Source organism: Mucilaginibacter sp. SG564, assembly GCF_013149275.1.
GTDB lineage: Bacteria > Bacteroidota > Bacteroidia > Sphingobacteriales > Sphingobacteriaceae > Mucilaginibacter.
Genome location: NZ_JABGNA010000013.1, coordinates 105,652 through 123,419, shown reverse-complemented (window position 1 = coordinate 123,419; position 17,768 = coordinate 105,652). Strand labels below are relative to the sequence as shown.

Below are 17,768 nucleotides of genomic sequence, written 5' to 3'. Positions count from 1 at the left end.
TCTGCTTGGTGCAAAGCTTCAGCTTTAAGTCGCAGAAGATTTCTCCTCGTACCTCGTTCGAAATGACATCTTTTGGTTATATTGTCGAACCAGCTTACCCTCCCCCTCAATGCGCATCCGGTACAGTCACCTTCACCGCTTTTGCTTCTTTCCGTCTTTTAATAGTTATGATAACCAAGGGGATACAGCAGGCATTTAAAATAGCCAGTAGTAAAAACGCATCCATATAACTCAATAAAAAAGTTTGCCTAACCACAATGTTCTCCAGCGCGTTGATGGATTGCTGCAGAGCACGCAGGTAGTTAGAACCGTGCGCCATGAAGTTTTGGATAAGCGATTGCTGCCGCATCATAGTTTGCGGATCTGAGGCGGTAACATGCGTGATCAGGGCAGTGCGGTTGGCTGCCTCCCGGTGTGCTATGTAGGTGTTAATTAAAGCAATGCCGAATGAACCACCCATTTGCCGCATCATATTATTTAGCGCCGCGCCTTGTGGTATCTCTGCCGGTTTCAATTCCGAAACAGCCAGGGCTGTTAATGGAACGATCAGCAAGGCCGCGCTAAGTCCCCGGAAGATTAAAGGGATAAAAAAGTATGCTCCCCCGGTGGCCAGGTTTGATCCCGACATGATATACCCAAATGCCGCCGAAAGGCCAAACCCTAAAATGATGAGGTATTGTGGCCGTAGTCCGCTTTGCAGCATCTTACCTAAAAAGGGAGAGATCATAGCCGCCATCAAAGTACCCGGCAGCAGCATGGTACCGGTTTGGAATGCCGAGTAACCGATAATGCGCTGTGAAAACAAAGGGAAAACAAACACGTTGCTAAATAAGCCAAAGCCCAAAACAAAGGTCATAATAGCCGAAATGGATAAGGTGGTACTTTTTAGCACCCGCAGGTTAATAACCGGGAATGGCGTTTTTAACTCCCACCAGATCAGGGTGGCTATTGATAGTGCCGAAATAATGCAGAGCACCAGGATGTAAGTTGCTGCGAACCAGTCGTCGGTTTGGCCGCGCTCTAAAACCACCTGCAACGAGCCCACGCCGACGGTGAGCAGAAAAATACCGAGCCAGTCGATGCTCCGGCCATCATTTGATCTTTGGGTAGGTTTAAGGTAGATGTAGGATAAAAGCGCTGCCGCGATCCCGATAGGAATATTGACATAGAAGATCCATTGCCACGTTAAATTATCCACGATATAACCGCCCATTACCGGACCGATGGAGGGGCCGATAATAATACCCAGACTGAATATGCCGCTGGCGGTTGCCCGTTCTTTTGGAGGAAATGTTTCAAAAAGGATGGACTGTGAGGTGGATAATAATGCGCCACCACCGATACCCTGCAGAAAACGAAAGGCCACCAGTTCCCATAAATTAGTAGAGAACCCGCACATGGCCGATGCCAGCGTAAATAATAAAATAGAGCCGATGTAATATTGTTTCCGGCCAATCTTTTCGGCTAAAAAGCTGGTCATGGGAATGATGATCACGTTGGCAATAGCGTAGGAAGTGATCACCCAGGCAGTATCTTCAAGAGAAGCGCCCAGGTTACCACTCATGGTATTGATGGATACGTTAACAATGGTAGTATCAATCAGCTCAATAATGGTTGAAGTGATAATGGTGATAACGATGATCCATTTTCTGAATCCGGTTTCCATAAAGGATATGTGTATATGATTTTAATAAATAGGGGTTCTTAAGATAATTCGAATGGTATTGCCCTAATTGGACAGATCACGACCAAAATCCTTTTGCCTGGATGTTGGAATGGCCCAGGTTTCTTAACAAGCTGCGTAGTTCAACCACCAGTCCACGATTTCCGGTGAGGTAAAATGAGGTGTGCGGTGTGCAGTAGCCCTGCTCCATTAGCCAGGTAGCCAGTGCATATTGGTTGGTTAGCGTGTTTAGCGGTGAATGAAAATAATCCTTAACTAATTGCCCGGTGTGTGGACTGTCCAGTAATACGGCGCCGTCAAAACGGATTCCAGGCAAAGTGAGCTGTTGTAAGGCTAATAGGTGCCCCAGACTACTGGCATCGCCCAGGCCTACTACCAGGTTGGTAGGATGCGGTGCCTGGTGTGTAGTGCCTATCTTGATGTATTGAATCGTGTCGCCGGCACAAAGCTGCCTTGCCCAGCGGCTTCCGCAGCCATCATGCGCGATATCGACGAGCAATGAGCAAGTGGCGGTATCCGCATCCCAGCCAAATGGGGTATAATCGCGGTAGCATGACTCGCCCACTTTGAATTTAATATAGGGTACTTCGACCCATTGGCGCATATCAACAAGGGGTAAATGCAGGTCGATCTCTATGATGGTAGCGGAGTCCCAAACACGCACTTCCAGCACCCGCCCGGCCAGGAGCAGTTGCGGTCCGATGAATTTTACCGCTTTGTTTTTTATTTGTTGTAAAATAGATGTTTCCATGTAATATATTTTTGATGGTACAAAGAAACTGGCTTTTTATGTGTAAGTAAATGGCGGCTTTGGCGTAATGATAGGACTATTTTCGGTATTGCTCCCGAAATGCGATTGCCGAGGTGCCCGTTACTTTACGGAATAAACGAGAGAAATAGGAATGATCGGTATAGCCCAAAGTATGGGCGATTTCTTTAACTGTGAGTTGGCTATAGTATAACAGGCGTTTGGCTTCCATGGTTACTTCCTGCTGTATCCAGTAACTTACAGGGAACCCGGTGATCTTCTTCAACGCTTCGCTCAGGTAAGCTTCAGACACGTTAAGCATGGAGGCATAATCCGCCGGACTTTTATTTGATCGTAACTCGGTTACCAGCAGGTTTTTGAACTGGCTGGTGAGCTGGGCCGGACGGGAGACTTTTAAATTTGTACCGGTATATCCGTTATAACAGCCTGCCGCGATGGTTAAAAAAGATTTTAGCAAGGCATGGATGGTTGTTGCATAAAAGGGATCGGTATCATCCTCATTATATTTTTCGTAGAGCAATGTCAGCAGGCTTTTGCATTGCCGGAGCTGTGTATCATTGAACGTGTAAGGTTGCTGAAGGAATAGCTGCCCCTCAAATACATTACGGCACTGAGGAGGAATTAAGGAGGTATCAACCCCAATAAACCAGCCATCTGTATGTTCGTTACGGATGCGTTGATGCACCTGGGTTGGCAGGATGTAATACAACATACCGCCGGATAAATGAACCTCGTTAAAATCGATCATCAAAGATCCGGAACCTTGTTCTATCACAAAAAAAATATAATGATCATCCCGGTGCGCCTCAAGCACCCGCGGATCCACCTCTACAGGGTCGCCCTTTTTAAAATATTTTAGGTGCAGGCCAAAGTCGGTACGGTCCTTTAATAAATGAATGGGGATGTTGCTCATTGTTCAAAAGTAATCATTTTGAATATTGATGCATGGATAGCATCAGTTTTTGTAAATTTAGGTGACGTAATTTTACAAGTAAATAACATGCTTATGCTGAACGATGTACTGGCCGGTTTTTATGAGCGAGATCTTCGTAAATTAATAGAGGAAGTGAACTTATTTAAAAGTGAAGATGATCTTTGGCGCATCCAGGGCACGGTTAAAAACCCCGCCGGAAACCTGGTATTGCACCTCATTGGCGGCCTCAACCACCTTATTGGCGCAACGCTTGCAAAAAGTGGTTATATCCGAAACCGTGATGAAGAGTTTACCCGCAAAGGTGTAAAAAGAGAAGAGCTTACCAGCGGGCTGGAGGAGTTGATTTTGCTGATCAATCGAACCATAAATAACCTCACTCCAGAACAGATGGAGGCGGAGTTTCCCATATTTTTCGACAAGCCGCATACGTCTGTGAGTTATGTACTGGTGCAGTTGTTCGCTCATTTGAATTATCATTTGGGACAAGTGAATTATATTAGGCGGGTGTTGGAGTAAGCGAGGTACATTTATTCATTATCAGGAAAGCCCTTTAGTAATTGCCTCTGTAACATTCCGCATTTTCCTTAGTCACAATCTTTGGATGTAACCTAACATAATTGTTATGTTGTTTAGGCTGCACCGATTAAAAAAGGATATATCTTAGACTAATATTTAAAATATCAATTCACGAACAAAACAAACTTGGCGCCTGCAATATTATAGGGATGCTGAAGTTTTTAATAAAATACTTTTAACATGGCTATTAACTTACAAAAGGGACAAAAAATAGATCTCGGTTTATCAAAAATGACAATTGGTTTGGGCTGGAACCCAAACGAAGGCACAGGGTACGATTTTGATCTGGACGTATCGGCAATTATGATAGACGAGAACCGCTTTGTTCCGCAGGATGAATTTTTTGTTTTTTATAATAATGTCGACTCGCCCGACACGGCCGTTCACCACACCGGCGATGATCCGTCTGGCGGCAACAGCGATGGCGGCGATGACGAATCCATCAATGTGGACCTGACCAAAGTAGATCCCAAAATACAGGAGATATTATTTGTAGTAACCATACACGAGGCGCAACCCCGCCGTCAAAACTTTGGCCAGGTGCGCGACTCCTACATCCGTATCATTGATGAACTAACCGGCAGCGAGGTTTGTAAATATGAACTGGGCGAAGATTTTTCGATCGAAACGGCTGTTGAGTTCGGCAGGTTATACCGTCGTGCCGGCGCCTGGAAATTTGAGGCATCGGGCGTGGGCTATAAGGAAGACCTGGCCTTCTTTTTAAGTAAATATTTTAAAGGGCAGATCATTAAGTAAAAGGAGCCTCACCTAAATCCTCTCCCAAGGAGAGGACTTTAATAAAAGGTTTTTTTAAAACCCTCTCCTTTGGAGAGGGCAGGGTGAGGCTATTAAATTATACAACTATGGCAATTAATTTAGTAAAAGGTCAAACAATTGACCTGCGTAAAAATGATAAAGGCGAGAGTTTTGATCTGTCGTCGGTTACTATTGGCTTGGGCTGGGATGTAAAACAAAGTGGTGGTGGCGGCTTTTTGGGCAAACTTTTTGGCGGCGGCGAAGAGGCTGAATATGATCTGGATGCTATCGCTTTTCTGCTGGATAAAAACGGCAGAGTAGTCGATAGAGGCCGTTCGTTTCAAAAGCCAAATGGTAATACTGTGAGCCTGTACGAAGGTGATGTGATCTATTTCAATTCTATGCGTCACCCGTCGGGTAATATCTGGCTTACCGGCGATAACCGCACCGGTGCGGGCGATGGCGACGATGAGCAGATCATCGTTAAATTGGATTCCCTCGACCCAAAATTCGATCGTATCCTTTTCATCGTAGCCATATACCAGGGACGCAAAAATAACCAGCACTTTGGTATGGTGGATAATGCTTTTATCCGCGCGGTAGATAATCATGGCAAGGAGATAGCCAAGTTCAGCCTCTCCGGTGATTCCACGTACAACGGCATGTGCTCCATGACCTTTGCCGAAGTTTACCGCAAAGACGGCACCTGGAAATTCCGCGCCATCGGCGAGCCGCATACCACCGACAACTTTTTAGAAATACTTAAACAATATTAAAAAAGAGGCAAGATGTTAGAATCAAGAGCCAAGAATTAGGACCTCCCTTGTCATGCTGAATGTAATGAAGGATCTACTCGTCAGGCATCGCCGACCAATAGATCCTTCGCTGCCGCTCAGGATGACAAAGGTTTTTTGTCTTGATTCCTGACTCCAATCTCTTGATTCTCTCCTCTTGACTCTCTTTCCCAGAACCATGCCTTATTACCAGCACTATTCTTTTGATCTTTGGCTAACACTGATCCGTTCCAATCCTGATTATAAAACTGAGCGTACTAAGATATTTCACCGTGATTTTAACCCATCGGGTAAAAGTATTGATGAAGTGGCCAAGGCATTTCGCACTGTCGACTTGATGTGTAATGCCATTAACGAGCGTACTGGCAAAAATATCGATGCCGAAGAAATGTTCCTGATGGCGATCAGCCTGATCAATGATAACCAGTTGAATTTGAATGATATCGATGCCCAAAAGCTTTATGCCGATATGGAAGCTCTGGTATTTAACTACCTGCCTACGGTTTACGAGCCTGTAACAATTGAGATATTAGATAATCTAAAACAAAAAAGTGGTGCTACGTTTAGCTTGCTAAGCAACACCGGTTTTATAAAAGGAGCAACATTAAAAAAGGTACTGGCCAAATTAAAGATAGATAAATACTTTGATTTTCAGCTGTACTCAGACGAGGTGAGCATGTCGAAACCAAACCTGGAGTTTTTTAATTTGATGCTTGAAAATATTAAACAGATCAATACAAAAAAAAATATAACTTTAGCTGGCATCATTCACATCGGCGATAACCCTAAGGCCGATATTGAAGGTGCCGCGGCGGCAGGCATAAAAAGTTTGCTTGTCAATTCAAACAACACATCCATTTCTTCATTATTAACTTATTATAGATAAAAGGATTTTTGGAACAAAGAACAAAGATTTTTGGAGTAAGGATTTTTTGACTTACAGAATAAAGAAATCACTAATTCACTAAATCATTAATTCAATAATTGGCGAATGAACACTACCTATTCATTACATCATATCAGCAATGCGCAGGCATTTGGGTTTAATCCGGATGACTACAGTCGTTTTAAGTTTGGGGATGATGCGGTGGCCAAGTATTTTGGCACACACCTGGCCGATGGCTTTATCAGGGATTACCTTACCGAAAACCCCATCAAACAGCAAATTGTGGTGATATCAAGCCCGTATTCGTTTATCCCGACGGCTACCTTCGCCATGAAAAACTGGTTTGTGGCCCGACTTAACCGTTGGCTGGCCCGGCATGGTTACCCGGTAGTGCAGGAAACCAAGGTGCACCGCACCATAACTTACAAGGAAGATTATGGTGAGCTGGATGCAGAGCAAAGGATGAACCTGATTGGTAATGATTCGTTCCATATTGATAAGGATTTTTTACAGGACAAAACGCTGATATTTCTGGATGATATCAAGATAACCGGAAGTCATGAGCGCATGATCATGAAAATGGCGGGCGAGTATGGCCTACGCAACAATATATTCATGCTGTACTTTGCCGAACTGATCAATAAAAACATCCACCCCAATATCGAGAATTATTTAAACTATCACCAGGTAAAAAATATCTTTGATCTGGATAGCATCATCAAGAGCAATAACTTTTGCATCAATACCCGTATCGTAAAGTATATTTTAAACTACGATTTTGAGAGTTTTTGTATTTTTATTCAGGATCAAACATTTGATTTTATAAACTTGCTTTATGATATGGCGTTGGGCAACGGCTACCATACCATCGAAGCATATGAACTTAACCTGAACTTTATAAAAGAAAACCTATTTTTAAACAATCATAACTTAATTCAACATGGCAATTAACTTGCAAAAAGGTCAGCGGGAAAGCATTAATGCCCCCAAATTTACCATTGGCCTGGGATGGGATACCAACAGTTCTTCAACCGGGAGCGCGTTTGATTTGGACGCTTCTGTTTTTATATTGGGCGATAACAAAAAAATTATAGCCGACGAATATTTTGTTTTTTATAACAACTTGAAATCACCTGATGGTTCGGTTGAGCATACCGGTGATAACCTGACTGGAGCCGGTGATGGCGACGATGAACAGATCAAAGTAGATCTGTCAAAGATTGATGCTAAAGTATCCGAAATATGCATCGTGGTAACTATTCACGAGGCTGAAGCCCGTAAACAGAATTTTGGCCAGGTGCGCAATTCTTTCATCCGGATATTTGACCCGGGTACAGGCGCCGATATTTTAAAATATGAGCTGGAAGAAGATTTTTCGATAGAAACAGCTGTTGAATTTGGCCGGATCTACAAAAAAGATAACAACTGGAAATTTGAAGCTGTAGGCGTTGGCATGAAAGGCGGTTTAAAGGATTATTTAACAAAATACCAATAATATCATATGGCTATCAATCTTCAAAAAGGACAACGGATAAGTCTGGAAAAAAGTAACGGCAGCAAATTGCAAACGATTTGTGTAGGCATTAACTGGGGCGCTATTGAAAAGAAAGGCCTTTTTGGTTTTGGCACTACCAAAGAAGCGGTTGACCTTGACGCCAGCTGCGCTTTATATGATGATAACAAACAACTGATAGATGTGGTTTACTTTGGTCACCTTAAATCAAAAGATGGCGCGGTAAAACACAGTGGTGACGATTTGACAGGCGATTTATCGGGAAATGATGGTCTGGACAACGAAGTGATCACCGTTGATCTTTCGGCCCTGAGCGCTTCGGTAAGCTATGTGGGTTTTATCCTCAACAGCTTCCGCGGGCAGGATTTTGGTACTATTCCTTTTGCGTCCATCCGCATTTATGAAGGTACACCAACCCGGGTAAACGAAGTATTTGCTACCTATGATATTGCGCATAGCAAAGATTTTGCCGGTCACGTATCTATGGCGATGGGCGTATTTTACAAAAAGAACGGCGAATGGAAATTTAACGCCATTGGCGAACCAACCCGCGACAGGAAACTGGAAGAGTCGGTGAAAACCATGGCACAGAATTATTTATAGTTCATGAATGATAGTTCATGGATCATGGTTCATAGATCATAGTAATTGGTAGTTTGTGCAAATTTTGCCATGAACCATGATCTATGAACCATGAACTAAAAAACATTAAAACTCAATAAAATCATGGAAGGCACACCAGGAAATAACGAACTAAATATAACCCCGGTTAATTTAGATATTAATCCAGCCCCGGCTACAAGTACCAATACACCGGCAAAATTGCTGGATAAGGAAGGTAATGTTGATTTAACTAACATTACTTCGGCCGAAGTTCAAAAATATGGCGAAGTAGCTAAAGCCCTTGACCCCAAGGATGTAAACTCCATTCTCAATTATGGTACAGAGGTGCAAAATTCGATGGAAAAGTATAGCAATACTTTCCTCACCTCTGTACGTACCTATAACTCTGGCGAAGTTGGCGGCCTCATCAACGAACTGCTTACCGAACTGAACTATATTGATGTGGATGAGCTGAACCAGAACGCGTTCACCTCTTTTATATCGCACATCCCTTTTATGAAAAAGCTAGTGGTTGATGCCAAAAAGCTTTTCCAGAAGTACGATACAGTAATTAATAATATTGACAAGATCACCAACAAGATCAAGGCTGGTCGCGTTAATTCATTAAAGGATAACAGCTCGCTGCAAACCATGTTTGACAGCAACGTGGGTTACATCCACCAGATGGAAGAGCTCATTATATCGGGCCAGTTAAAGTACAATGAACTGAGCGAGCAGCTGGCGCAAATGGATGCCAATCCATCGGCCTATAACGATTATGAAATTGCCGATATGCGCGACTTTGTGAACCGTTTAGACAAACGCCTGGCCGATTTGAAAGTGGTACGTTTCATCATGCTGCAATCGCTGGCGCAAATACGCGTGGTGCAAAGCAACAATACCACCATTGCCGAAAAAGCACAGTCCATCGTATCAACCACTATCCCGGTTTGGAAAAACCAGCTGACTATTGCTGTAGCCCTGAACCGCCAGAAGGAAAACGTGGAGATGCAGAAAAAGATCTCGGACACCACCAACACTATTTTGCAAAAGAACGCCGAGCTGCTGAAACAAAACAGTATTGACGTAGCTAAGGAAAATGAGAAAACGGTAGTATCGCTGGATACTTTGAAGAAAACAACCGCGTCGCTTATTGAAACCCTTACCGAGGTTAAACGCATTCACGAAGAAGGTACCGCCAACCGCAAAACCCTCAACACCGAACTGCAAAACCTGGAAGTGGAACTGAAAAAAACGGTGACCAACGCATAATCCCAAAATACAAAACACGCGTCATTGCGAGCGCAGCGTGGCAATCCCCAATAAGCAGATCCGCTCTGTAAGTAGGGGATTGCCACGCTGCGCTCGCAATGACGTATTTCTTATTACCAGATCGTCTGTGCCCTCACAGACGCTTTATAATGGAATCACTCATATTTTAGTAAATTTGCATTTAATCAAAATTTGAGGTCGCCAAATTGATGGATGAAAGCAGGTTAAATATTTTAAATCAATCAAACCGGATGCTCAGTAAGCTGCAATTGCTTTCTGTTTTTTTTGGTGATGATATCATTTATAAAATATACCTGCGCAGCCAGGTGATCCACAAGCTTTTTGAAACCAACCCTGAGCTGGATATCAACAAGCTTGATCTGTTTCACCTGCAGTTTACTCAAAGCCTCATCGATCTGCTCCGCAAGATCAAAAAGAATAACGAAGCCAACGTAAGCCTGCTTTTTGACGAGATCCAGATCAATAAGGAAATGATCGACAGGCTAAATGATCCCTACTATACGCAGGCAAACTTCAACCTCGAAAAACAACGCCAGGCATTAAAGGTCAATCTGTCACTGCGGAAACTGTTCCAGGTACTATCAGATAATTCGACCGATAATCCACTGTCAAAAAATATCAACGCGTTCAGCTCGCGGTTCGCGCCCGACTTTTTTTATCCCGTCGCTCCAGAACTTTTGCAGGAGATAACTGCCTATAACGATAAGGACGTTTACACCGATGAGTATGCTACCATTCAGCGTAAACTGATGGGCGTTTTGTGTAAATATGAATTTAAAACCGAGTTTTACTGTGGATTGAAGGCCGGCACACAGGTAGCAGAAGTTTATAAGTTTGTTGACGACGACCGTTATTTCATTTACTTGTTAACAGATAGTTTGTTCCTGTTTCTGGATATCGCTAAGATCGCTGGTATTGATATGACCAATAACCTATCAAAAAAGGAAAAACTGGTACATGAGTTGCGGGATAAGAACGACAAGCTGGAAGGCAATGCCGCCGCCATGAAAGCAGCCATGCCCACAGAGATTAAAAATCTGCTGGCTGATAATTATAAAAAGATATCAGACATGAGCTTTATGGAAAACATTAGTAATATTGATGTACAGGCCAATATTTTAAAAAGCATGTTGAATACCGATTTAATTTAGTTTATTTAACCCGAAATTTATTCCTTACCCTGTTTATATGGACTTTTTGCACACCATCCTGGGCCCCGATATTAAAGCCGGCTTGCTCATCATTTTAAACCTGATTGTTATCGAGAGTTTGCTCTCTGTTGATAATGCCGCGGTACTGGCTACCATGGTTTTGGATTTGCCGCCCAGTCAACGCAAAAAAGCGCTTCGTTATGGTATCATTGGTGCCTATGTATTGCGCGGGGTATGTTTGTTTTTAGCAGCCTGGCTGGTGAAAATATGGTGGTTAAAGCCTATTGGCGGCTTATACCTGCTGTACCTGAGCTTTAACTACTTTAAGGGAAAAATACAAGCGGCCAATAGTGATGGCGGAGAAGAAGAGGTGGATAAAAGCAAAAACTGGCTGTACCGCTCAACGGTGGGTGTATTTGGCGTGTTTTGGGCTACTGTTGCTCTCGTTGAGCTGATGGACCTTGCCTTTTCTATCGATAACGTGTTTGCTGCTGTGGCCTTTACAGATCACGTGGTGCTGATATACATTGGTGTATTCATCGGCATCCTGGCTATGCGTTTTGTAGCGCAGGCTTTTGTAAAGCTGATGGAGAAATTTACTTTTCTGGAGACTGTTGCTTTTATAGTGATCGGTGTGCTGGGGATTAAATTATCGGCATCATTGTATGTGCATTTTAACGAAACATCATCCTTCTCTAAATTTATGGAGAGCGAAAAGGCTGACATTTTCACTTCAGTATTTACCGTAGGCATATTTATTATCCCGGTATTAACGTCGCTGTTATTTAACTTTCCCAAAAGGCACACCATCGAGCCGGAAGTAGCCGAAGCAGCAGAGGATGTGCTGGATAAGCAATAATGATTGTTTATTGATTCATTAGCTCATTGGTTCATTTGTAGTAAATCGGCAACAATGCAGGTTTATGCTGTTAAAACCAATGAACTAATGAGCCAGTGAACCAATGAACTAATAAAGATGAATTTAAATAAAATAATAGCTTCCATATTTGGCATCGGATTTTTAAAAGGTGGTGGTACCTATGCGGCTATAGTAACCTGCGGATTTATCTGGCTGTTATGGCAAAGTCCGGTGTTGCAAAACCCCTGGTATTTGGTTGCCATTACCATTGTGATAACCCTGCTGGGCGTATACGTAAGCAACAAGGTTGAACCTGATTGGGGCGAAGACAGTTCGCGCGTGGTGATTGATGAGGTTGCCGGTATGCTGATAGCCGTGGTATTTGTACCCATGAATATTTATACCCTTATCGGCGGACTTATCCTGTTTCGCTTTTTTGATATTGTAAAACCCCTGGGCATCCGCAAAATGGAAGCCCTGCCCAGCGGTACCGGCGTTATGATGGACGATGTATTGGCCGGCGTTTACGCCAATATACTGGTATGGGCCGGCTATCTGGTCTGGGTTTTATTTGTGCGATAAAAATAGACCTAATCCCGGATTTATTTCGGGAACACATAAAGACTTACGAAGTTTTTAAAACTTCGTAAGTCTGCTTTTTAACATAAGTAATCAAGAGGCCGTATCTTAAAATGGATACGGTTTTTTTATAATCAGAATTTTATAAAGTATTGATAACGTGTTTTGTTTTTATATTTTTGTAGCGGTTTAACAATACTCCTATGAGGTAATTTCTTACTTCCGGCACCAGGCGCTAACCCGTCTGTTCAAATCAGCTCCCCGATCGTACCGGTCCGGGCAGATTTCTCTGTTTAATCATTTTTATTATTAATCGCGTGCATGCACCACGGGTGTTGTGCTATGCTCAATTTTTTGTATGAAATCAAATCATCGATCCATAGTGATCTTTATTGTTATAACCGTTTTAATTGATACCGCCGGAGTAGGCATCATTCTCCCTGTTTTACCCAAACTGCTGACCAATATGAGTCATGCGGATATGGGTACGGCTGCCCGGTATGGCGGCTGGCTCACCTTTGTTTACGCCCTGATGCAATTTGTATTTGCGCCTGTATTAGGCAACCTGAGCGATGCCTATGGCCGCAGACCGGTATTGTTGTGTTCCTTACTGGGTTTTAGCCTGGATTATATTTTCCTGGCCTTTGCACCCAGTTTCTTTTGGTTTTTCATTGGTCGTACCATCTCCGGTATAACGGGCGCCAGCTATGTGGTTGGCTCTACTTACATGGCCGATATCAGCTCGGGCGAAGAACGTACCAAAAACTTTGGCTGGCTTAACGCCGCCATGGGTATTGGGTTTATCCTGGGACCTGCCATTGGCGGTTTACTGGCGCAGTTTGGCTTGCACGCGCCATTTATAGCGGCAGCAGCTTTAAGTTCGCTTAACCTGATATTGGGTTACTTCGTCCTGCCCGAATCACTGGCTTTGGAGAACCGCAGACCGTTCGACTGGAAAAAGGCCAATCCACTTGGCGCCATCAAGTACCTGCGCAATTTTAAAGGCGCGGCGGTATTGATCGCTTCTTTGCTGTTTTTATCGTTCGCGAGCCACAGCATGGAAACCATCTGGACATTTTTTACCACCGAAAAGTTCCATTGGCGCAGCAGCCTTACCGGCCTTTCATTGGCTTGCATGGGTGGGCTTTTTATTGTGGTACAGGGTTGGCTGGTAGGCTTTTCGTTGAAAGCTTTAAAAGAAAAAGGCACAGCCTATGTAGGCTTGTTCTTTACTTTTTTGGCCTACCTGAGTTTTGCTTTAACGCCCTGGCAATGGGGGCTGTTTGCTGCCTTGGTGATCTTTGCGATAGGCACTATCGGCGAGACGGCATTGCAGGGTATCCTGTCAAACAGCGCTCCTGCCAACGAGCAGGGCGAACTGCAGGGCAGTTTCAGCTGCCTGAAGGGTTTGGTGACCATCATAGCACCGCTGGCTTTTGCCAATATTTTCGCGACGTTCAGTCACCAAGGACAGGGGAACTATTTTCCGGGAATGCCTTTTTTGCTTGCCGCAGCGACGGTTTTGATCAGTTTGTTGCTGTTTATAAAGGCCGATCAAAAGTATTCGCCTGAGGATGATCCAAGGGTAGAAAACAAAGAAGAGATAAGCTCTTCCGTTTAATTTGTAATTTAAAAGGTCGCTCCACCTGGATGCGGCCTTTTTCTTTTTGGCAATAGGCTTATTTATAAGTTTCCCTTTCTGATCTCTTCTACTGCGTAGTTGACCGCACGAGCCGTTAAAGCCATATATAATATCGATGGACTTTGATTGCCGGTGCTGGTCATGCAGGCACCATCGGTAACAAATACATTTTTACACAGGTGTAATTGGTTCCATTGATTCAGCAGCGATGTTTTGGGATCCTTGCCCATACGTACACCACCCATTTCGTGAATATCCAGTCCGGGCGCTTGTTTGTTTTCATGCTTCTGGATGTTGGTGCAACCCGCTTTCTCCAGCATTTCGGTGCTCTGGGTTAAAAAATCCTGTATCATGCGTTCATCATTATCATCGTATTCCACAGAAGTGATCAAGAGTGGGATGCCCCATTGATCTTTTTGATCTTTACTGAGACGTACATGGTTACTTTCTTTGGGGATGGTTTCGCCTTGCAAGTACATGTACACCTGCCATGGTCCGGGTTCTGTTAAGGCATCTTTAAAATCGCCACCAATGGATGGATGAACCTGCCCGTATGGCATAGGGCTGCGATAAGCCCCCATAAACGTAGTAAAACCGCCTTTATAATCTGTTTCCTGTTGGTGCAGGTTACGGTAATTGGCCAGGATTAACTCTGTAGGGTTTCGGCCAAAATAATACCGGTCCAGAAAGCCATCCATGCCTGCAGTTACCGATGCGCGATAGTTTTGGAAGGCCACATATTTACCCAATAGCCCATTATCGTTACCCAGGCCATTTGGGAAGCGGGCCGAGGTTGAATTCAGCAGGATGAGGTTGGTATTTAGCGCTGATGCATTCATGAAAATGATCTTTGCTTTATATTCTATCACCTCTTTGGTATTGGTGTCTATTACTTTTACGCCGCTTGCCCTGCCCTGCTTTTCATCATAAATAACGGAGTGTACTACTGAAAAAGGCCTGATAGTGAGATTGCCCGTGCGTTTGGCCCAAGGCAATGTTGAGCTTACTGAACTGAAATAGCCACCAAATGGACAGCCGCGCATACACAGGTTGCGTGCCTGGCATTTACCGCGCCCCTGGTCTAAATGAAGCTGGTTGGGTTTGGTTAGATGGGCCCAGCGCGCATGTACCAGATGACGGTCGGGATAATGTTCGCTGATCTTTTTGCTGATCACTTCCTGCACACAATTCATATCAAAAGGCGGTAGGAATTCGCCATCGGGCATGGCTTCAATACCGTCCTTATTGCCGCATACGCCTATGAATTTTTCTACATGCGAATACCATGGCGCTACATCGTCATAGCCAATGGGCCAGGCTATGCCATAACCAAAACGCTCGGGATTGGTAAACTCGTATTTACTCCAGCGCTGGCAGGCACGGCCCCAGGTAAGTGATTTACCGCCAACCTGGTAGCCCCGTATCCAGTCGAATGGCTTTTCCTGTATATAGGGATGATCTTTATCTTTTATGAAAAAATGAGCGTCGTCTTCACCAAAACCGGCCGCTTTGCTGATCAGCGGATTCTCCTCCAAAAACCCCCGTGTCATTTGTCCGCGATGTTTAAACTGCCAGGGATCCATTGTGGCTGTGGGATAATCCTTATTATGCTCCACGTTGCGACCGCGTTCCAGCACCAGGGTTTTTAAGCCGAACTCGCATAATTCTTTGGCGGCCCAGCCACCACTAATGCCCGAGCCTATAACAATGGCATCATACGTTAAATGATCTGTGTTAGCGATTGGTCTTTCTGTTGAATCGGGCATGGTGATTGAGGGTTATATGTAAAAACTATTTGCTATTTTATTTATATAGATTTCATCGATATGAATGTGTGGTTATTCTTTTATTTTACTGCTTATTGAGCTTTTCTGTTGCGCCATGATCCAAAAAGATCTGTGCGTTTGGCAGCTTTTGAAAGATCGAAGCCGGCACATCGGTAGTTATGGGGCCAGTTAAAGCCTGTGCTATAATGCCCGCCTTTTTTGCGCCGCTGGCAATCAGCACCGGGGTTCGTGCTTCGGCCAGATGGCGCAAACCCAGGGTGATTCCTTCAGTTAACTGCGGCTGTTGTGCAAAATACTTTTTTGCTACATCGATGGTTACGGGAGCTAAGGCAGAGTGATGCGCATAAGTGTTAAAATCTGTACCGGGTTCATTCAGGCCTACGTGCCCATTCATTCCGATACCCACGATCATCATATCCAACCCTCCAAGATCCTTGATGTGTTTATTCATTTGTCTACATTCTTCATCAAGATCAGCAGCCTTGGCATTGAAAAAGCGAACCTGCGTTGGCGCTATCTTTAGTTTAGAAAAGAAATGTTCATGCAGGTAATGGCTGCAGCTGCCTTCATCATTTTTATCCATACCCACCCATTCATCCAAACCCACAAAATGCGCATGACTAAAATCTATTTTTCCCTCTTTAGCATATTGTACCAGGAATTTGAACATCCCCGTTGGCGAATCGCCAGAAGGAAAGCAGATCAGTGAATCGGGTTTCTTTTTCATCTGTCGCCATATCAAATAAGCCGCTGCCGATGATAATGAATCGTAATCTTTATACTGTTGAATCGTCATGCCCGCTTATTGATGGTTTAACCAAAGGTCGATTGGTTTAGCTACTTTGGCCGAGAAGGGCAGGTTGATCTTTTTCCCTTGTCCCGCCGAAGCATAGGCCGCGTAAATGATCTCCAGTACAGCACGACCATCTTCGCCGGTTACCAGTGGTGTTTTGTCATGACGTACACAATCAATAAAATGTTTCAGTTCATGCGGGTAGCCCTGATTAAAGGCTTCCTCAAAAATGGTGAAACTCCAGCCTTTGGAGGTATCGGCCTTTTCCATCGCATAGCCATAACCTTCGCGGCTATAAGTAACGGCTGCATTGCCCATGAACAGGTCGGCATAAATTACGCCCCCGGTACCATATATCTCGCAACGATCGTCCATGCCGCCATGTTTAGCCCAGCTATTTTCGGCTACGGCAGTTACCCCATTCTCAAATTCCACAATAATTACGGAGTTGTCCTCGCCTTTGGTGCGGCCCTTATGAAATACGGTGCTCATGGTGGCGTACACATTGCTCACTTGGGCGTGGTTAAGCATCCACCGAAACCAACCCAGTGCATGGCAGCCCATATCCATAATAACGCCTCCCCCGGCCAGGTTTATATCATAAAACCAATCGCTGTGCGGGCCCGAATGTTTTTCGCCCTGTTTCAGCATAAATACTTCGCCTACGGCACCATCTTTTACCAATTGCCGGGCACGTTCATATTTTGGCGCGAAGCAAAGCTCTTCGGCATACATCAGTTTTACGTTGTTGGCTTTACAAACGGCTATCATTTCGTCAGCCTCTTCCAGCGTTACTGCCAGTGGCTTTTCAATAATAATATGTTTACCGGCTTTTGCCGCTTTGATGGTAGCTATTGCATGCTGGTAATTAGGCAGGCAGATATCTACCACCTCACAGCCCGATTCGGCAATGAGTTTGTCGATATCATCAAACCATTGTGCGATGTCATATTTTTCGGCAAAAGCTTTGGCTTTGTCCAGGTTACGTGCGTATACGGCAACTACCTCGGCTTCGGGTATAAAGCGATGGTATGATTCCATGTGGATATCGGTAATAAAACCGGCTCCGAGTATGGCTACTTTGGTTCTGTTCATAGGTATATCAAGGTTCAATAAAGGATGGGGCAATGCCCATCTTTTTTACAATAA

Annotated in this window: 18 protein-coding genes; 12 read left to right on the top strand and 6 right to left on the bottom strand. The window is 44.2% G+C overall.

Annotated features, from left to right (window positions below):
- Positions 1-106: 106 nt before the first annotated feature.
- The 3 genes from FHW89_RS24485 to FHW89_RS24475 all read right to left on the bottom strand — a co-directional run bounded on the left by FHW89_RS24485 (position 107) and on the right by FHW89_RS24475 (position 3,366).
- Positions 107-1,666, bottom strand: a complete 1,560-nt coding sequence (locus FHW89_RS24485; protein WP_172337688.1) for a DHA2 family efflux MFS transporter permease subunit — start codon at positions 1,664-1,666, stop codon at positions 107-109.
- Positions 1,667-1,742: 76 nt separating this feature from the next.
- On the bottom strand, positions 1,743-2,435 hold the full coding sequence (locus FHW89_RS24480) for a hypothetical protein (protein WP_172337687.1): 693 nt from the start codon (positions 2,433-2,435) through the stop codon (positions 1,743-1,745).
- Between the two features lie 76 nt (positions 2,436-2,511).
- The gene (locus FHW89_RS24475) at positions 2,512-3,366 is read right to left on the bottom strand and encodes a helix-turn-helix domain-containing protein (RefSeq protein WP_172337686.1); all 855 of its coding nucleotides are present in this window, start codon (positions 3,364-3,366) and stop codon (positions 2,512-2,514) included.
- 18 nt (positions 3,367-3,384) lie between these two features.
- Between FHW89_RS24475 and FHW89_RS24470 the strand changes: the two genes are divergently transcribed.
- The 12 genes from FHW89_RS24470 (at position 3,385) to FHW89_RS24415 (ending at position 14,018) form a co-directional block, all read left to right on the top strand.
- The gene (locus FHW89_RS24470; protein WP_172337685.1) at positions 3,385-3,903 is read left to right on the top strand and encodes a DinB family protein; all 519 of its coding nucleotides are present in this window, start codon (positions 3,385-3,387) and stop codon (positions 3,901-3,903) included.
- Between the two features lie 240 nt (positions 3,904-4,143).
- Positions 4,144-4,719, top strand: a complete 576-nt coding sequence (locus FHW89_RS24465) for a TerD family protein (protein WP_172337684.1) — start codon at positions 4,144-4,146, stop codon at positions 4,717-4,719.
- 107 nt (positions 4,720-4,826) lie between these two features.
- A complete protein-coding gene (locus FHW89_RS24460; protein ID WP_172337683.1) occupies positions 4,827-5,495 on the top strand; it encodes a TerD family protein in 669 nt (222 codons plus the stop codon).
- A 196-nt stretch (positions 5,496-5,691) separates the two neighbouring features.
- Positions 5,692-6,399 carry an HAD family hydrolase gene (locus FHW89_RS24455; RefSeq protein WP_172337682.1) on the top strand — a complete coding sequence of 236 codons (708 nt, stop codon included), beginning with the start codon at positions 5,692-5,694 and terminating at the stop codon, positions 6,397-6,399.
- Between the two features lie 105 nt (positions 6,400-6,504).
- The gene (locus FHW89_RS24450) at positions 6,505-7,350 is read left to right on the top strand and encodes a phosphoribosyltransferase family protein (protein WP_172337681.1); all 846 of its coding nucleotides are present in this window, start codon (positions 6,505-6,507) and stop codon (positions 7,348-7,350) included.
- Positions 7,340-7,894 carry a TerD family protein gene (locus tag FHW89_RS24445; protein ID WP_172337680.1) on the top strand — a complete coding sequence of 185 codons (555 nt, stop codon included), beginning with the start codon at positions 7,340-7,342 and terminating at the stop codon, positions 7,892-7,894. Before FHW89_RS24450 ends, FHW89_RS24445 begins: the two co-directional genes overlap by 11 nt.
- Before the next feature lie 6 nt (positions 7,895-7,900).
- Complete coding sequence (locus FHW89_RS24440) at positions 7,901-8,515, top strand: TerD family protein (RefSeq protein WP_172337679.1); 615 nt, start codon at positions 7,901-7,903, stop codon at positions 8,513-8,515.
- A gap of 123 nt (positions 8,516-8,638) precedes the next feature.
- The gene (locus FHW89_RS24435) at positions 8,639-9,787 is read left to right on the top strand and encodes a toxic anion resistance protein (protein WP_172337678.1); all 1,149 of its coding nucleotides are present in this window, start codon (positions 8,639-8,641) and stop codon (positions 9,785-9,787) included.
- Positions 9,788-9,996: 209 nt separating this feature from the next.
- Positions 9,997-10,959: a hypothetical protein gene (locus FHW89_RS24430; protein WP_172337677.1), complete on the top strand. Its 963-nt coding sequence runs from the start codon at positions 9,997-9,999 to the stop codon at positions 10,957-10,959.
- Positions 10,960-10,996: 37 nt separating this feature from the next.
- Entirely contained in the window at positions 10,997-11,818 is an 822-nt protein-coding gene (locus FHW89_RS24425) for a TerC family protein (protein WP_172337676.1), read from the top strand.
- Between the two features lie 117 nt (positions 11,819-11,935).
- A complete protein-coding gene (locus FHW89_RS24420) occupies positions 11,936-12,400 on the top strand; it encodes a phosphatidylglycerophosphatase A (RefSeq protein ID WP_172337675.1) in 465 nt (154 codons plus the stop codon).
- A gap of 355 nt (positions 12,401-12,755) precedes the next feature.
- Positions 12,756-14,018: a TCR/Tet family MFS transporter gene (locus tag FHW89_RS24415; protein WP_172337674.1), complete on the top strand. Its 1,263-nt coding sequence runs from the start codon at positions 12,756-12,758 to the stop codon at positions 14,016-14,018.
- Positions 14,019-14,080: 62 nt separating this feature from the next.
- On the opposite strand, the gene FHW89_RS24410 is transcribed toward FHW89_RS24415, so the two are convergent.
- The 3 genes from FHW89_RS24410 to FHW89_RS24400 form a co-directional block, all read right to left on the bottom strand.
- Positions 14,081-15,805, bottom strand: a complete 1,725-nt coding sequence (locus tag FHW89_RS24410; RefSeq protein WP_172337673.1) for a GMC oxidoreductase — start codon at positions 15,803-15,805, stop codon at positions 14,081-14,083.
- An 85-nt stretch (positions 15,806-15,890) separates the two neighbouring features.
- Entirely contained in the window at positions 15,891-16,622 is a 732-nt protein-coding gene (locus FHW89_RS24405; protein ID WP_172337672.1) for a 6-phosphogluconolactonase, read from the bottom strand.
- A gap of 6 nt (positions 16,623-16,628) precedes the next feature.
- On the bottom strand, positions 16,629-17,714 hold the full coding sequence (locus FHW89_RS24400) for a Gfo/Idh/MocA family protein (RefSeq protein WP_172337671.1): 1,086 nt from the start codon (positions 17,712-17,714) through the stop codon (positions 16,629-16,631).
- Between the last annotated feature and the right edge of the window lie 54 nt (positions 17,715-17,768).

Bases quoted from the DNA above. Each gene is read 5' to 3' on its own strand.
- FHW89_RS24410 (WP_172337673.1), bottom strand. From the start codon at position 15,805: ATGCCCGATTCAACAGAAAGACCAATCGCTAACACAGATCATTTAACG.
- FHW89_RS24445 (WP_172337680.1), top strand. From the start codon at position 7,340: ATGGCAATTAACTTGCAAAAAGGTCAGCGGGAAAGCATTAATGCCCCC.
- FHW89_RS24450 (WP_172337681.1), top strand. From the start codon at position 6,505: ATGAACACTACCTATTCATTACATCATATCAGCAATGCGCAGGCATTT.
- FHW89_RS24485 (WP_172337688.1), bottom strand. From the start codon at position 1,666: ATGGAAACCGGATTCAGAAAATGGATCATCGTTATCACCATTATCACT.
- FHW89_RS24475 (WP_172337686.1), bottom strand. From the start codon at position 3,366: ATGAGCAACATCCCCATTCATTTATTAAAGGACCGTACCGACTTTGGC.
- FHW89_RS24465 (WP_172337684.1), top strand. From the start codon at position 4,144: ATGGCTATTAACTTACAAAAGGGACAAAAAATAGATCTCGGTTTATCA.
- FHW89_RS24480 (WP_172337687.1), bottom strand. From the start codon at position 2,435: ATGGAAACATCTATTTTACAACAAATAAAAAACAAAGCGGTAAAATTC.
- FHW89_RS24400 (WP_172337671.1), bottom strand. From the start codon at position 17,714: ATGAACAGAACCAAAGTAGCCATACTCGGAGCCGGTTTTATTACCGAT.
- FHW89_RS24420 (WP_172337675.1), top strand. From the start codon at position 11,936: ATGAATTTAAATAAAATAATAGCTTCCATATTTGGCATCGGATTTTTA.
- FHW89_RS24415 (WP_172337674.1), top strand. From the start codon at position 12,756: ATGAAATCAAATCATCGATCCATAGTGATCTTTATTGTTATAACCGTT.
- FHW89_RS24435 (WP_172337678.1), top strand. From the start codon at position 8,639: ATGGAAGGCACACCAGGAAATAACGAACTAAATATAACCCCGGTTAAT.
- FHW89_RS24440 (WP_172337679.1), top strand. From the start codon at position 7,901: ATGGCTATCAATCTTCAAAAAGGACAACGGATAAGTCTGGAAAAAAGT.
- FHW89_RS24455 (WP_172337682.1), top strand. From the start codon at position 5,692: ATGCCTTATTACCAGCACTATTCTTTTGATCTTTGGCTAACACTGATC.
- FHW89_RS24460 (WP_172337683.1), top strand. From the start codon at position 4,827: ATGGCAATTAATTTAGTAAAAGGTCAAACAATTGACCTGCGTAAAAAT.
- FHW89_RS24425 (WP_172337676.1), top strand. From the start codon at position 10,997: ATGGACTTTTTGCACACCATCCTGGGCCCCGATATTAAAGCCGGCTTG.
- FHW89_RS24430 (WP_172337677.1), top strand. From the start codon at position 9,997: ATGGATGAAAGCAGGTTAAATATTTTAAATCAATCAAACCGGATGCTC.
- FHW89_RS24405 (WP_172337672.1), bottom strand. From the start codon at position 16,622: ATGACGATTCAACAGTATAAAGATTACGATTCATTATCATCGGCAGCG.